The organism is Anaerohalosphaera lusitana (assembly GCF_002007645.1).
Classification (GTDB): Bacteria; Planctomycetota; Phycisphaerae; order Sedimentisphaerales; family Anaerohalosphaeraceae; genus Anaerohalosphaera; species Anaerohalosphaera lusitana.
The window spans coordinates 4,101,024-4,118,373 of record NZ_CP019791.1 but is presented as its reverse complement, the minus strand read 5'-3'; the positions used below and the strand labels follow the sequence as shown (position 1 = coordinate 4,118,373).

3 protein-coding genes are annotated in these 17,350 nt (G+C 52.7%); 2 read left to right on the top strand and 1 reads right to left on the bottom strand.

Features of this window, described 5'->3' with window-relative positions:
• Positions 1-201 precede the first annotated feature (201 nt).
• Positions 202-4,086: a hypothetical protein gene (locus tag STSP2_RS16685; protein WP_146663848.1), complete on the top strand. Its 3,885-nt coding sequence runs from the start codon at positions 202-204 to the stop codon at positions 4,084-4,086.
• 173 nt (positions 4,087-4,259) lie between these two features.
• Here STSP2_RS16685 and aroA read toward each other — a convergent pair whose 3' ends face one another.
• The gene (gene aroA, locus STSP2_RS16680; RefSeq protein ID WP_146663847.1) at positions 4,260-5,537 is read right to left on the bottom strand and encodes a 3-phosphoshikimate 1-carboxyvinyltransferase; all 1,278 of its coding nucleotides are present in this window, start codon (positions 5,535-5,537) and stop codon (positions 4,260-4,262) included.
• A 585-nt stretch (positions 5,538-6,122) separates the two neighbouring features.
• Here aroA and STSP2_RS16670 point away from each other — a divergent pair.
• Positions 6,123-17,297 (top strand): right-handed parallel beta-helix repeat-containing protein, encoded by an 11,175-nt coding sequence (locus STSP2_RS16670; protein ID WP_146663845.1) that lies wholly within the window; start codon positions 6,123-6,125, stop codon positions 17,295-17,297.
• Positions 17,298-17,350 lie beyond the last annotated feature (53 nt).

Here is a 17,350-nt window from a genome sequence, read left to right as displayed (position 1 = left end):
AAATTCCCGTGTGCGCGTTGAATGCGGAATTTGTGGTTTTTGCAATGATAATCAATTTGTTTTGGAGAAAATGCGGTGAGAAGAAGTTGCGTTTCACCAAGGCGAATAAGCCTGAGAGTTCTAATCTGTTTTGCAGTTCTGATAAGCGTTTTCAGTACTGGTAACACGTCCTATGCGCAACCGCAAAGTCGGGAAGAGTCGGTGCATCAAAAGGTCGTGTGGACTGTCGGCATCGCCAAAGAGTACCTCCGCAGGGGCCAGTACCAGCAGGCTAAACAGGCGGTTGTGGAACTTGAAAATCAGTCCGGCGAGTACATCAGCGAGAAAGATAAAGCCGAGCTCGAAGAAGTAAAGCAGCAGGCCCAGCAGGCAATAGCCCAGCGCCAGGAAATACTGCAGACCCTCGAAAAGAGCAAAGAGCTCACCTCCCAGCACCAGTACCAAAAAGCTGTCGAAATGCTCGAGGGCATCAAAGACAGTGAAGTACTGAAAGATTTCGAGCGGGAACAGGTGGAAAATAGTATTAAGTCGATCCGCCAAAAGCAGTCCGCAAATGAAGAAGAAATGGCGGCGCTTTTTGACCAGAGTGTAAGGCTCTACAAGGACGGCCAGCTCGACAAGGCCAGAGAAGGCTTTTCCAAAGTCGCTCTTTCCGACTACAGCTTCAAGTCCGACGGACGCAACGCCCAGCAGTTCATACAGATGATCGATCAGACCCAGAGCGAATCTGCCCAACAGCAGGCCGCTCAGGAGACCGAAACCGAAGAAGTAAAGGTCGCCGACAGCATTCAGGTCCTTGGCGATGAGCTTGCTCGCCATAATGAACAGGTCAAGGCCTTGTTCGACGAAAGCGTACTGCTTTACAACCGCGGTGCTCTCGAAGACGCCCGGGCGGGCTTTGCTGAGGTCAAACTCTCTGAAATAGATGTAAAAGATGATCAGGGACGTACCGCTGACGACTATCTGCAGCTGATCAACCAGGCCCAGGCCCAGCGTGACACGGCTCTTAAGCTCATCGCTGACGCCCAGACTCTCTATCAGCAAGGCAACTTCAAACAGGCCGAAGAAATCCTCGAATCCGTTCAGGCAGATTACGGCCAGTATCTCAGCAGTGAATCTGAGCAGAAAATAGCTTCGCTGACCGACAAGATCGACGAGGCCGCCAAAGGCCGCAGCCAGATCGCCCAGAAACTGGCCGCCAGTGAAGAGCTGGCACAGAAAGGTGACTATCAGTCGGCCAAAGAGGAACTTGAAATGGTCGTCAAAAGCCCATACCTCACCGCCGAAGAGCGGGAGGAAGTCCTGGCCAGCGTTAGTGAATACACGGCACAGATTCAGGCCCAGAACCAGCAGGCTGACAAAGAGACAATGGAGCAGCTGTTCGAAGACAGCATCAAGCTCTACGAGGCAGGCGATTACGAATCTGCTAAAGCAGGCTTTGATCAGCTCGTAGCGGCAGATATTGATATTACCATGAACGGCCGCACGCCCGCACAATACGCTCAGCTCGCAGCAGACGAAAAGGTTGCAGCGGTCGAGCCCGTCGAGACAGAAACTCAGGTCGTCCCGACCCAGCAGGAAGTTGTCCCCGAGCAGCCCCGATCCGAAGAAGATTCCTACACGGATTACGTCGCACGCAAACGCAACATACAGATCAGCTACACCCGCGCGGTTGTCAAAAACGCCACACAGCAGGCGAACGAATATCTTGCTGAGAATGAATTTTCTGATGCCCGTCAGTCACTGGCCAAGGCCTATTCAGTGCTCAACAAGAACCGTCTGCTTCTTGGCAACTCGCTTTATACCGAGATGAAGAACGAGCTCGACGCTCTTTCTCAGACTATCAATACCAGCGAGCAGGCTTACAATGCCGCTCAGCAGCAGGAAGAACTTAAGCAGGCTCAGGAAGTGGCCCGCGAACAAAGGCAAGAAGTCGAACAGCAGCGCCAGCAGGCGATCGAGACATACCTCCAGAACGCTATAACCTTCCAGGAAGAACAGCGGTACGAAGAGGCGCTCGGCCAGGTCGAGCAGGTGCTCGCACTGGACCCGACTAATGATCGGGCACTGATTCTCAAGCACTCGCTCGAAGATACGATTCGCTGGAGAAAGCAGCTTGCTACCATGCAGGAAGCAGACGAACAGGAATACAAGCTGTTCCTCGAAGCAGGCAAAGCGTCGATCCCTTATTCAAAGGAAATGCGCCATCCCAGGAACTGGAAAGAACTTGCTGAGCGGCGCAAGGAAGAAGAGTTCGAAGGACGAAGCCCTGCAGATGCAGCCGTCTACAAGCAGCTTGAGGAAGTTGTAGATCTCTCCGAGCTCACCGAAGATACGACGTTTGCGGATGCTATCGATATCATTATAAATTCTGTCGATCCCCCACTGCCCATCACTGTGCTTTGGAAGGATCTTATCAACAACGCCTTTATCGGCCAGGAAGAAGCTATTGGTCTGTCCGGACAAGGCCTCAGGTCGATACCCCTCAAAACCGGTCTTGAGCGAGTACTGCAGTCTGTAGGCGAAGGCCTCGCGGACATCGGTTACGCTGTAGAGGCTGGTACGATTACCATTGCGACAGAAGATTCGCTGCCCGCTTCTTACTATACGGAAATTTACGATGTTAGTGAGATCGTCGGTGCGCCGGTGCAGCAGTACGGCGGCATGGGCGGCGGTCGCGGCGGCTATGGTGGTGGCGGCGGCTACGGCGGCGGTGGCGGAAGCTACGGTGGCGGCGGCGGCTATGGCGGCGGTGGCGGAAGCTACGGCGGTGGCAGCAGCTTCGGCGGTGGCGGCGGCTACGGCGGCGGCAGCAGTTTCGGCGGTGGCGGCGGCTACGGCGGTGGCGGTGGCGGCTACGGCGGCGGTGGCGGTGGCTACGGCGGCGGCGGTGGCTACGGTGGCGGCGGTCGTGGCGGTTACGGCGGTGGCGGCGGAAACTACCAGCGCCTGTATGAGTTGATAGGCAATATCACACAGATAAAACCCGAAACCTGGGATGAAGACTACGTTGACGATGACCAGGGCGGAATCGGTCAGGGCGGCGGTCTTGGTGGAACCACGACCGACGAAATAACCTATGGTGAAGGTACCATCAGGCCTTTCGGAACACAACGTCTGATCATTTGGCAGACCCCGGAAGTACATGAACAGATCGTGGAGTTCCTCGACAAAATGCGAACCATCGTTGACAATCAGGTCTCGCTCGAAACAAGGTTCATCGTAGCGGATGAAAACTTCCTCGAAGATGTGGGCCTGGACGTCGATATTGCACGCCTTAAGTTCGGCGGAAATATTGGTGAGATAGAAATCGATCAAGGATCTTTCCAGACGACACAGCCCGAAGCAACGGGTATTTCTTCCTCCCTTGGTAGTGTAGGGGCAACTAATCCGTCATTTGAAACAGACTTTTCATGGGGCCGAACTGGTGGTTCTTTAGATGACTTGGCGGTTGATTTCGTCATCCGAGCTACCCAGGCACATCAGAATGCCAGAACCCTTACAGCACCGAAGGTCACTGTTATTAGTGGTGAACCCGCTCGTATAAACGTCAATACGGACACCAACTATATATCGAATTACACCTTCGAGTCTGAATCTACCGCGGTCGGCGAAGATGACACCCTCACGAGCCAGTATTTCACTGCTGAGGTTTCGACGTTGACAACGGGTGTGAACCTGAATGTGACTCCGACCATTACCGCGGATCGCAAATATGTAGTCATGCGGATTATGGCCTTTTTGGATGACCGGCTTATCGGAAGTGAAGTTGACGGCGAGACGGTCGGCTTTATTGGTGGTGAAGAGCAGACACTTAATTTTGATCTTCCCATCACGCAGACAAAATCTGTCGAAACACGCGTCAACGTACCTGACAGAGGTACGGTTGTTCTGGGCGGCCTTACCCTGACTGCAGAACGTGAAATCGAAGCTGGTGTACCGCTCATGAGCAAGATACCGGTACTCGGCCGATTCTTCAGCAACCGCAGCACGGTAGACGATAAACAGGTACTTATCATTCTCGTCAAACCGACCATCCTGCTCAAGGACGAAGTCGAAGAGGATGCGATGGCAGGCCTGAGATAGCATCTCACACAGCAGCTACTATAAGGGAGCGTTGAAAAACGCTCCCTTTTTTAATGGTTGCAAATGTATCGTGCTGAAGTGAAGCACTGTCCACACAGCAATGGCGGGTTGTACGATAAACACCGATGCTTAATACGCGTGGCAGTAATGAGCAATCAGATACAGTATTCCAGTCAACCTTCCAGTCGCAGATTCGCCCCGAGCCGATCCATCAGCGTGACAAAATCCGGGAACGTGACGTTCATCGCCTCAGCGGTCGTGATCACGGTTTCCCCCTCGACCGCCATCCCCGCCATCGCCAGCGCCATCACTATACGATGGTCATGATGACCGTCCACCTGTGCAGCCCGCACACCGCCGCCCCGAATAATAAGTCCGTCCGGAAGCTGTTCGACCGAAGCTCCCATTTTTGCAAGCTCGCGAGCCATGCAGTCAATCCGGTCGGTCTCCTTGTTCCTCGCCTGCGGAACGTTGACCAGGCGCGTCTCACCTTCCGCAAACGCCGCGGTCACCGCCATCGCGGGCAGCGCGTCCGGCGTTCCGTTCATATCTATCTCGACTCCCCGCAGACGCGAGTTCCGCACCGCCACGCCTTCTGGCCCGACGGTGATGTCCGCGCCCATCTTACGCAAATAGTCAACCACAGCCTTGTCCGGCTGCGAATCGGAAAAATCCAGTCCCGTCAGCAAAATGTCCGCGTCCAGTATCGCACCCGCGCACAATAAAAAAGTGGCGCTCGAAAAATCCGCAGCCACCCGGCCCTCAAACGCACTATACCGCTGACCGCCGGTTATATGAAAACGCTTCATATTGTCATTCTCGTAATTTATCCCCTGCCTGTCGAGCCAGTCCAGCGTCATCCGCACATAATCGGGCTCATTCAGCAGCCCGACTTCGATTTCCGTCTCGCCTCCCGCCAGCGGCGCAGCCATCAGCAGACTTGAAAGGTACTGGCTCGTCGGGCACTCGATATGCGTTTTACCGCCCCGCAGAGTACCCGTTACTTCCAGCGGAGCCTTGCCGTCTCCGTTTACCGATTCGGCCCTGGCTCCCAGGTCATTCAGTGCCCCAAGCAGCGGCTGTATGGGCCGAGACCGGATCTGCTTGTCACCCGTAAAATAAAACGTGCCCTCATCCGCCAGTGCTGCCGAAGAAATAGCCAGCCTCAGCGTGGTCCCCGAATTACCTACGTCGATCCGCGCCGATGACACAGGGATCCTGCCCTCCGTCCCGTCGACGATCCACGCATCATTGCTGCTGGTGTCGATCTCAGCGCCCAGTTTGCGGTAGCATTCGACCGAGCTGAGCGTGTCGCTGGATACCAGCGGCTTTTGTATGATGCTCCGTCCATGCGCCAGCGACGCGACCGCGACCGCCCTGATCGTGTGCGACTTTGAAGCGGGTACAGGCACTCTGCCCTTGATCCTGGATTTGTTGCAAATCAGATTCATATCTTGATCCCTGTCCTTGAAATGTTGAACGTGACTGATTTTTTACCACAAACACCACAGGATAAAAAGTGCGATCTTTCGGTTTAATGATAAGTTACGACAAAAGCCTACCCAGCCTGCGCAAATGATTATAGGACCCAAAAACAGTTGATTCGTACAAATGCCTAAAAAAAATCGCCAAAGCGAAAAATAATCTACTGAATAGGCATTGAAGCTCAAATCATCCTCTGACCGTTTTTTGAGTGTTGAAAGCTGATGAATTCGAGAAATCTGCAGAAATCATCATTTTTGAGGCATCTGCCCATATCCTCATGCCGTTTTCTTTTACCTTAGTACTGATAGAAGCGACAATATGGGACGAAGGGGTTGTAGGGCCTGCTAATCCGTATAACCGTCCTATAATATCGGGCTCCCTCCGATTGGGCTTGACTTTTGCGCGCGCGTTTTGGTATATTCATGGCTAAACTTACCACCCAGATTTTCCGATATCAAGGCGACGGATTTTGCATTGAGGGCATTATCTTTGTGCCCTTTGTGTATAAAGGTGGTTAATTTGTTTTTGAATTTGGCAATTTGGACTTTTCAATGAGTAAAAATTTAGGTTTTTTCAAGGGTGCTGTTATGAAAAGAGGCCTGCTGGTCGCAATCGCGTTTGTTTTCAGTTTTGCCGGTTTAGCTGCCGCAGCGGAACTGAATGTGCCGTCCCAATACACATCGATCCAGACTGCGATCGATGCTGCTGTTGACGGCGATGTGGTAACGGTCGCGGACGGTACTTATGCCGGTCCGGGATTCTTTGAAATTGATTTCAACGGCAAGGCCATTACGGTCAAGAGTGCCAACGGTCCGGACAACTGTATTATCGACGGTGGTTCCGCTGCCAGGGCGTTCTATTTCCACAATGGCGAACTCGAGACTTCAAGGCTCGAAGGTTTCACCATCAGGAATTGCTATGATGCCAGTTTCGGCGGTGCAATCGAATGTGAAGCCAGTTCACCGACCATTGCCAATTGTGTGTTCGACAGCAACGTCTCTTACGACGGCGGTGCGATAGACTTCTATCAGAGCGGCTCATTTGTTGTTGACTGTGTGTTCATCAACAATGGCGCAGAACGTGCCGGCGGTGCGCTGGAGCTGTACGAATCGAACGTCACTATAACGAATTGTCTTTTTGATGGTAATTTTGCGGCGACCTCCGGCGGTGCGATAGACTGCTACGCAAGTTCGCCGAGCATTTCAAATGTTACCATCGTTAACAGTGCCGGCGGCGGTATTGTTGCCGACGCGAGCTCAGCACCCCAGATCAAGAACTCGATATTCAGCGACAATGACGTGGATATGGCAGGCTGTTCTGCGGATTACTCCAGAGTATCTGACAAGTCCGCTTATGACGGTATGGGCAACATTGACGGCGATCCCCTGTTCACGCCCGGCCCGAAAGGCGCTTACTATCTCAGCCAGACTTCTGCCGGCCAGGTGCAGGACAGTCCATGTATCGACGAGGGCTACGGCGTCATAAGCGATCTGACAAGTGTCGGTATCGGCTACACGACAAATACCTCCAGCCTGCCTGACGAGAATGCCATTGACATGGGTTATCACTACCCTGACACAGGCGCACCGGGAATGGTCACCCTGACCACAACTGTTGTGGGCGGCAACGGTACACTCAGCCCGGATTATCCCACCGGCCAGCAGTTGCCCGCCTTCAGTCGTGTAGAACTGGTTGCAAGTCCTGACCAGGATTACCGGGTTGCACAGTGGACAAATACCGACGACGACAGTTCCCAGAACAATACAAATTATGTCACCCTCCCCGCAAGCGGTTCGGTTGAGGTGACTGTAGAGTTCGAGCTTGCACTTCATACGCTGACACTCGTTCCCAGCGATAATGGCGAAATTACTGCTGATCCGGCAGGCACCGAGTATCTCGACGGGCAGATTGTTACGCTCACCGCGACACCTGTTCCGCCTTACAACATTACCGGTTGGTTCGTGGACGGTGTTCAGATACTGGACGAAAACGACGCTAACTATGTGGACACCACGCTCGATATCACGATGGATTCGAGCAAGGAAGTCGAAGTGACTTACTCTCGAACCTGCCGTCTCAGTGCCAGGGTAGACGGTGGCGTTGGCGGTGCGGTAGATCCCACTCGCGCCAGCTATCCTGAAGGTGATGTCGCTGTCATTACAGCGCTGCCAATTAAGAATTCTTATCCTGATGAACGTTACGTAGTTGACCAGTGGATGGTTACCGTAGATGGCAACGCCGCAGTCCCGGTAGTTGTCGATGTGCTTGCGCCTGATATTATTGAGGTGGAAGTTGCGCCTGATGTTTTCGCAACCGTAGATCCGGCCGAACCCCACGTCCTGAATCTGCCTATCGTTGCCAATACAACGGTAGAGCTGTATTATCGCCAACTCGAAGCTCCTGCCGATACTTTCACATGGCAGACAAAGATCACAACGCATGTGGATTACGACGACGGCGAACTGCACGGCGAAATGGACCCTGCCGCTGAGATTCCATACACAGCCTGGAACGACCCGCAGGTGCCCGATGCAAATGACGTGACCGTGCTGCCTGATATGGGCTGGTCGGTCGCTACATGGGGTGAGGACCTCGACGGCGATGGTGTTGCGGATGAAGTCTATGACCCAACACAGCTCACACAGACCGTCGAGTTCTACCAGGACAATATGACAATCGTCGCGGACCTCTGGCCTGCTGTACAGGTCGGCGGTGACGATGCACGTCGCTTCACTACCATTCAGGAAGCAATTGATGATGCAGTTGGCGGCAACCCAGCGCTTGTTGACGACACAGGTGCCGAAGTTGTCCCGGCTGTCCCCGCCGAAGAGGTAGTTATTGCTGACGGCGTCTACAAGGGCGAAGGTAACGTCGATCTGGAATTCAATAATAAACTGATCAATCTGAAAAGCGCCAGCGAGGATCCCACTAAGTGTATAATTGATTGTGAAGGTGCTGCAACAGGTTTCATATTTGATGAAATTGACGGCGCAAACGTTGAAGGTATATCAGTAATTAATGGTAGCGGTGGTGCCGTTCAGATAAACGGTATAGCGGCCCCAGCATTTACAAACTGCATTTTCCGTGCATGTACTGGAAACAACGGTGGTGCGGTTTCACTCTACTATCCAGAGGACCCCCAGCCTGTCGTAGATGGCTATCAGGCTACATTTGACGAAATTGTAGCAGGACTGCCTGACGGAACGGATCCGCTGACCGATCCAGCCGCAACTGCTGCATATATCGATTGGTCGATAGCAACCAATCTGGCAGATCCGGATCTAGAGTTTTTCCCAGCGGTAATCAATACCATAATGGCCGAAAACCAGGCCGGAGGCCGAGGCGGTGCGGTATACGCGGAACTCGGACCCATCGGTGTCTATGATTGTCTTATCACACAAAATACTTCCGGCGATGTCGGTGGTGCATGTTACTTCAGTACATCCGATTCGGAAGTTCAATTCTGTACCGTTGTTGCTAACAGAGGTGCGGACCAGGGCGGCGACCGCGGAATAAAGGGCGGTATCGGTGCCGAAAACTCTGCTCCTGTCATTTCCCACTGTATCATAGGGTACAGTGATGGATCCATGGACAGACCTTGGGGATTTGGCCGCGGCGACGACGTATTCGGCTGCCAGGTTGACTGGTCAGTCGTTGAAAATATTGGTGGTGATGAAGCTGTAGATATGGCCCACATCAGCACCGCTGATCCTCAGTTCGCTGTCGGTCCTATGTGGACGGCTGAACAGTTGGCTCTCACTGACGGCCTTGGCACTGAAATAGATTTGAACACATTCTATCTCAGCCAGCCTCCGACACATCCGGTGACCAGCCCGGCTTACAATGCAGGCAATCCTGAGGAAAACCTCTGGAACCAGTTGGTAGGTACTGCTGGCTCCGGTTTGACAGGTAACGAGACAACTCGGATAACTGGCGGCGGCGACGGTCAAAGGGCCGACTACGGATATCACTATCCTGTAAATACAAACGACGACATCATGCGGACCATCACCCTTCGTGTGCTAAACGAAGGCGGCAGCATGACCTATGAATATTTTGACGCTGTAACAGGCGAGACTAGCCCCGATGAACCCGATAACGTCGTTACTTACGACAACCCTGTAACTCTCACTGTCTCACCAGGTACAGTCATCGACCTGGAAGCTTTACCCGAAGACAAGTACCGCGTCTATCAGTGGTACGGTACAGACGATGATACTACTTTTGAAACAATGAACACGGCAACTGTCTATGAAGACGGACAGGAAGTTGCACTGGAGTTTGAGATTACCCATAGAGAGATTATTTATGTGCCAACCCAATATCCTGACATTCAGAGAGGCATTGATGCTGCTCGCGACGGTGATGTTGTTATAGTTAGTCCAGGGACATATCGTCTCCCTATTACAATCATTGGAAAGGATATCGTTCTAAGCGGTGAATTTCCCGATGACCCGGACCGTTGGCCCATTATTGACGTTGGTGGCGAAGCTTACAATGGCATTACTGTTATAGGCTCGTATTTCTTGGAGGATCGTAGCGGTTCTTCTTTAGTTAATGGTTTTAAAGTTCGTAATGCGCAGTTTGATCAAGGAAGTGCTCCCCCAGCAGTGGGTGAAGGTGCTTTAGGAAATGACGGTAGAGATAGCTATGGTGGAGGTGTTATTGTTTATGGTGACCATACTATAAGAAACTGTCAGATTAGTGATTGTTATAAAAGGGGGCAGGATGCCACTGGCGGCAACAATGGCGGAAATAATGTGCCCGATGGTGGTGATTCTGGCTGGGGCGGTGATTCCGGCGGTGGTGGTATCCATATTGCAGTTGGCGAACCGCTGTTCGAAAAAGTAACAGTAGAAGGTTGCTTTGTGGAGGCTGGCAGCGGTGCAAACGGTGGTAATGGTGGAACTTATGGGCGAGGTGGAGATGGTGGTTGCCCAGGTGAAGCTTTAGGTGGCGCAGTTTACATTGGCGGGGGAACACGGTTTGCGAACGATGACCTTACTGCGCCGACTTTTGTTGATTGTGTTTTCAGGAATAATTTTGCCAGGGGTTCTAATGGCGGAAATGGCGGCTCTAGAGGCGGTCAAGGTGGTCGTAATGGATATGGTGGTATTGTTACAGTAGTTGCTGATATTGAAGGCACGTATGTTGACCCTGCTCGACCACAAGGAGACCCGAGACTATATACTGCCAAGGGTGGTGCGATATATGCTCAGCCCGAAACAGAGCCTAATTTTGTTGGTTGTGAATTTGTAAACAACTGGACTGAGAGTGGCATGAGCGGTGTTGGTCAAGGTCTCATGCAGCCTATGGAAAGTTATTACGTACCTACTGCAGGTGGTGGAGTCTTTGTTGCCCTTGAGGCTAAGGCAGATTTCACGGACTGTGTATTTGAAGGCAACGAGAATGCCTTCTACGGTGAAGATTTCACCGGTTACGGCGGTGCTTTATGTACAGGTCTGGATTACGACTATGAAATTGGCCCGCTGGCAGGTGAGGAAATAACGCCTAGCATAGACGTCACACTCGATACTTGCGTATTCGATGGAAACGCTTCCACGATCGGCGGTGCTACATACGGCGCCAACATCGTACACCTTGACATCGCTGACTGTAACTATGTAAACAACAGCGCATACCTCGCTGGTGGTGCCATGATCTTCAAGACGCTCGATGCGAACATGGCAGATACGATCTTCCAGGGCAACAATGCTTATGAAAGCGCCGTAGCTGACAGCGATCATGCCTTTGCGATCGGCGACCAGGAAGTTCTCAATCGCGGCGTTGGCGGCGGTTTCATCGCTGCTAACAGTGACTTCTGGGGTGAAAACCTTGAAATCACCGAAAACAGCGCAAGCGGCTCAGGCGGCGGCGTCTATCTGGCAGGCCATCCCAAGTCGCTGGTAACGCCCCAGATCAGCGTTCCGGTCAGGTCTTGGCTCAAGAACTGCCTCATAGCTGACAACGAGGCCGGTGCAAGCGGTGCCGGTGTGTTCGTGAATTTCGAACACGACGGCAACCTCCGCAACTGTACCATCGCCAACAACAGCGTAATGGGCGGTGAAAGCCTCGGCGGCGGTCTTTACATTGCTTACGGCAGTAGAGTCGACGTCAAGGACAGCATTATCTGGAGGAACAAAGCATCCTCCGGTGCACAGATAACGCTCGACAGCCAGAGCTTCGTGATCGCAGATGAGACAGTGGACTACTTCTCTTCGCTGGACATCGACTACGCGGATGTGGGCCCGTTCCCGGATCCGAACGATATTCAACTTCATGATGCCTTTGCAGGCACCAATGATATGTCAAATGTCCTGACTCCTTCGACCGAGAGCATCGCGACCGTGGTTGATAAGGACGAGATCTTCAATCGCTTCCAGACCCAGGACCGGGTCAAGGTAATGGTAACTCTTCGTGACGCGGCCGAGCTGATCGGTTCGACCAACTTCACATCAGATGTAGCACGCGAAGCTTTGAGGGCCGAAGTTACTCAACGCATCGATAATGTGATTGTCAACATGGGCGCTCACGAACTGCAGCTCAGAAACCGCTGCGAAAACATACCGGTATTCTCCGGCGAGGTTACCCAGACCGGCTACGACAAGCTCAGAACAAACTCGAATGTAGCGTTCATAGAGCCGGTAAGGCAGGTTAGGCCTGCACTCAGACAGGCGATTCCTCAGGGTAATGCCGAGGTTGTGCGTCAGTTCTATAATGGTGAAGGTGCATCGGTTGCTATCGTTGATTCCGGTGTTGACTATACACATACGATGCTCGGTGGCGACCCTGCCGCTGATGTGCAGTTCCCGAACGAGAAAGTGATCGGCGGTTATGACACAGGTAACGGCGATGCAGATCCGTTCCCTGCTGGTGAGCCCCATGGTACTGCTTGTGCGGGTATCGCCGGCGGCTGGCTCGGTGAAGTCGAAGACTACATAGGCGGTGTCGCATACAACGCAGGCATCTACGCTCTCAAAATGACTGATGATGCAGGTATGTGGTGGACGGATGCAGGCGTACAGGCATGGGATTGGTGTGTGACTCACCAGTATGATGACCCCGACAGACCGATCGTGGTCATAAGCAACAGTTGGGGCGGATTCATACCATACGAAGACGAAGAACGAGCCGACAGGGAAAATCCTGCACTGGCTGCTGCAGCACAGGTAGCCACATCTGCTGGCATAAGTGTTTTTGCTGCATCGGGTAATTTCAAAGAATACTTGCCGGTGGGCATTTCTACACCTTCAGCGCTGTCAAAGGTTGTCTCTGTAGGTGCATTATATGACACGACAGGCGAGGTCACAGAGTACTCCCAGACAGGCGAACTGCTCGATATCCTTGCCCCTGCGGATCCAGTATATACCACGGATATCGTCGGTGAAGGTGGATATGATCCTGGAGATTATTTCCCATTCTTTAATGGTACATCTTCAGCTTGTCCCTTTGCTGCGGGTTGCGTTGCTTCAATTCAGTCGGCAGCTTTGGATAAGCTCGGCGACTTCCTGACCCCGGGCCAGATCAAGGAGTTACTGGTCACCACAGGTGTTCCAACACCTGACGGCACGTATCCCGAGATCGTTAAGCCGGCTGTCGATCTAGGCGCGGCGATCATCAATCTCGTTGGTGCGCCCCCGATCGAAGTCGATGACGGCTCATACATCAACGGTGAACAGATCTTTGGTTGGGATCCGAATACGGACTTCTTCGATGATCCTGCAGTGGACGTAGGCAACAGCTTTGTTGCTGATCCCCTGTTTGTTGGTGATTATTACCTCAGCCAGGTCGAGGCCGGACAGCTCGAGACAAGTCCTGCAGTAGATCGCGGCAGCGGCTACGTCTTCGATCCTGGTATTGAGCTTGCCGACTTCCACACCAGAACTGACGGTGTGAATGACGAAGGCATCGTGGACATGGGCTATCATCACTTTGATACGCAGTTGACCGAGTACGAGCTCACAACAGAATTGAACTATCCGGAGACAATGCTTGACGGCGACTATGTTATAACGCCTGAGCAGGGCACCTACATACAGTACAAGACTGTCAAGCTTCAGATCGAACCCGAACTGCCTGAAGGCTTCGCTGTCAGGTGGACCGGTACCAATGACGACGATGTAGCGGGCCCGGTCAACTACGTCACAATGGACGAAGACAAGCATGTGACGGCTGAGATATACAGTCTGTGGCCCATACTTGTCGTCGAAGTTCTGACCGACAACGGTACCGTCTCGATCAAGGAGCCGGATGGCACACTCACACCCGCCGGCGTAACTGTTCATCAGGACGGCGACGTAGTGAATCTGGTCGCACATCCTGATAACCCCTCGCACCGTATTAAGTGGTACGGCACAGACGATGATTCCGCTAGTTCGGTACAGAACAGCGTGACCATTGACGGCAACACAACTGTACAGGTCAAGTTCTATGAACCGCGGACAATAGAGGTTGCAGGCGATTTCACCGAACTCCAGTATGCGATCTACGATGCTCAGGACGGTGATATCATCACGCTGCAGCCCGCGGAATATACCCCGATACAGGGACTGCATCTGGTTATCGACAAGGCAATTACAATTCAGAGTATGAACCCTGATGACCCAGAAACTGTGGCGAATACGATAATCCGTAACTGCGGATTTATTGTTGCTGAGACCGATCGCAGTACTGTCTTTAACGGTTTGACCATTTTGGATGCACACTACATCAGTCCCAGCGGCTGCCCAGGCCTTACGCCTTGTAACCCGCTGCCAGATGGTAAAAATGGTGAGCCTATAACGGGTGGTGCTTTCGAATTCGTAGAAGATGCTTCGGCAACCGTCAAGAACTGCCGGATCGAATCCTGCTCCGTTACAGCCGGTCACGGTGGTGACGGCGGCCAAGGTGGTGACGGCGGCTGGGGCGGCTGGGCACATGGTGGTGCTGCTTATGTTGGCCCAGGCGGAAGCCCCAAGTTCGTCAATTGTGAATTCATAGATAATGAAGCCACCGGTGGTAACGGCGGTAATGCAGGAAATGGTGGTGTCCGAGGCGGTTCATGGGATGAGATACACAATCCATGGCCCGACTGGGATTACGGTCCATATATCGAATACTGGAAGTACAGTGGATACGGCGGTGCTGTCTACTGTGACGAGCAGAGTACACCTGAGTTCGTCGATTGCTATTTCAGCGGCAATACGGCTCACGGTCCTACAACGGGTCAGGGTGTAATCCCTGCTGGTCATTACCAGATAGAGACTTATGGTGGTGCGATCTACGCTGCAACAGGCAGTTCGCCCAAATTCACTAACTGTGTATTCGACAACAACGAAGCGGACCGTGAAGGTCAGCAGGTGGAACACCATGACGAGCCAACTACGACAGAGGACCCATTCTTCGCCTTCGGCGGTGCTATAGCCTTCGAACACGAATGCAAGATCGAGCTCATCGACTGCGATTTCGATGGCAATACGGCTCATAATGGCGGTGCGATCTACGCTGAATGGGCCGATCCACAGGTTACTGATTGTAATTTCGTCAACAACAGCTCCTATAATGGCGGTGCCTTGTACTACAACAATGGCCGATTCACCGTAGATAATACGAGGTTCCACGGCAACGTTGCAGCCATTGAAAGTGGTCTCGGCGGTGCGATTTATGGTGCCGACGCTAATTCCGTGTTGACGAACATCAGCTTGCTTGATAACTCTGCCAGTGGTTCCGGCGGTGGTATCTTCCTATACGGAAGCGGCAAGACCACGGTTGAGAACGCTCTGATCGCCAATAATACAGCAGGCAGAGACGGCGGCGGCTTCTCCGCTAACTGGTATGCCAAGGCATGGCTTAACAACTGTACGATCGCCGACAATCAGGCTACCAGGGAAAATTCTCTTGGCGGCGGCTTGAGCGTGTCCTATGGTAGTGAAGTCGATGTGCTCTACAGCATCATATGGGACAACAGTGCAAGCATCGGTGCTTCGGCTTCTGTCATGTCGGATTATCAGTATGACAAGGTGCCTTCCACTCTTACGATTGACTACACTGACGTCTGGAACGGACTTGCAAATCTCAACGTTGGTGAGGATTGCACCCTCAACTGGGGCGACAACAACTTCGGAGCAGACCTTGCAACATCCGATCCGCTGTTCGCACCCGGACCGATGGGCGACTACTACCTCCAGCAGCCGCCATTGCAGGAAAAAACAAGTCCAGCCGTGGACTATGGTGACATATCCGCTCTTGAAGTCGGATTGCACACCAGGACAACCAATACACTGCCTACAAGCACTGACCAGGGCAGGTTGGATCTTGGCTACCATTACGTGCCCTCTGAGCAGGGTATGCCTGAACAGTGCAGGATCTGCGATCTTGACAGAACATGGGACAGTGTAGGTTCTGTAGATACTATGGACTTCATGTACTTGGCAGACAACTGGCTCTTCGATAATTGCGGTCCTGCCAATGACTGGTGTAACGGTGCGGACTTCACTGTCAATGGCAAGGTGGATCTTGAGGATCTTGCGGAATTCGCTTCCTGCTGGCTCGCTCTTGATACACGTGCTCCGTTGCCTGATCCCGCTGAATGGGCGCCTTCTCTTGAACCGCACATACGGGAAATAGATGGCGTTGACATGATCTACATGGGTGCACAGGAATCCTTCGACAGTTGGTCTGGTTATGATGGCGGTATGATGTACGAGTTCGAGTGCCTTAATTACGCACCGTTCAGTCGTTTGCTGCCTGAAAACAGGGCAGACTGGACGCCGGCTATCAGAGCCGAGTTCCAGGATCCTAACTATGTCAGTGACTACGTGCAGGATTTCGACTTCCAGTTCAGGACCCGTGCTGTCGACCCGCGAGGTAATACTACCGGATGGTCAGGCATCAGGGTTGCAGGCGCAGAGGTAAGGCCGGAAGTAAGATGGATACGTACCCCTCAGAGCGTCTATGCAGGCGTAACACCGGTTGAGCTATATGCCGAAGCAGTTGAGCTTGATGCTAACGGCGATCCTATACTGGACGAAAACGATGAGCCTATCTTGGATGCTGATGCTGACTACTACTTCGCATTTTACCGTAGGCCGGCAGCCGGCGGTCTCTGGGAACTTGCAGGTGACAGGCCCGAGATCATCGATCCAGAGTCCAATCCGGATGACATAACCTATCTCGGTATGCTCGACAGCCAGAGCTGGATATGGGATGAATCCGTTGACTATGGCTTCACGCAAACATTTACCTATTCAGGCTCAGCTTGTGTAGACTTTGGTGATCATCTTGTCCTGGGTGAGGACTGGGATTACAAGGTCGTTGTCACAAAGGTCGTCGGTGACCTGCGTACGACTGGTGCTTTGACGACAACTGTCACGATAGGTACTTCAGATGACGCTGGTGACTTCACCGCTCCTCTGCCGAATCCGCCTGTATGGACAACGGAGCCTGTATACTACTCAGACAACGATGGCTCCTGGCATTACATGGCAGTTGAACCGGTTGCGGACGAGGAATCTCCCGCAGCTCCGATCATCTATCACTTCCAGGACAACATTGAATTTGATACGATGCGTCGGACAGACGATGACACTCTGGCAAGACCGCCTTATGTTCTCAGAATCGGCGGAACACCAAGCAGCACACGCAGGTATCGTGTCAGAACCGGTACTGTAATCAACTGGCCTGATGGTACGCTCAAACGTATCAACTGGGGCGACTGGACAACGTACAATCTGATCAGTCCGCTGTAATCAATGCAGGTTAATTGAGTTCTAAAAAGGGCCGTGAGCACTCCTCACGGCCC

Excerpts from the sequence above, each read along its gene's own strand:
- aroA (WP_146663847.1), bottom strand. The coding sequence starts at position 5,537 with ATGAATCTGATTTGCAACAAATCCAGGATCAAGGGCAGAGTGCCTGTA.
- STSP2_RS16670 (WP_146663845.1), top strand. The coding sequence starts at position 6,123 with ATGAGTAAAAATTTAGGTTTTTTCAAGGGTGCTGTTATGAAAAGAGGC.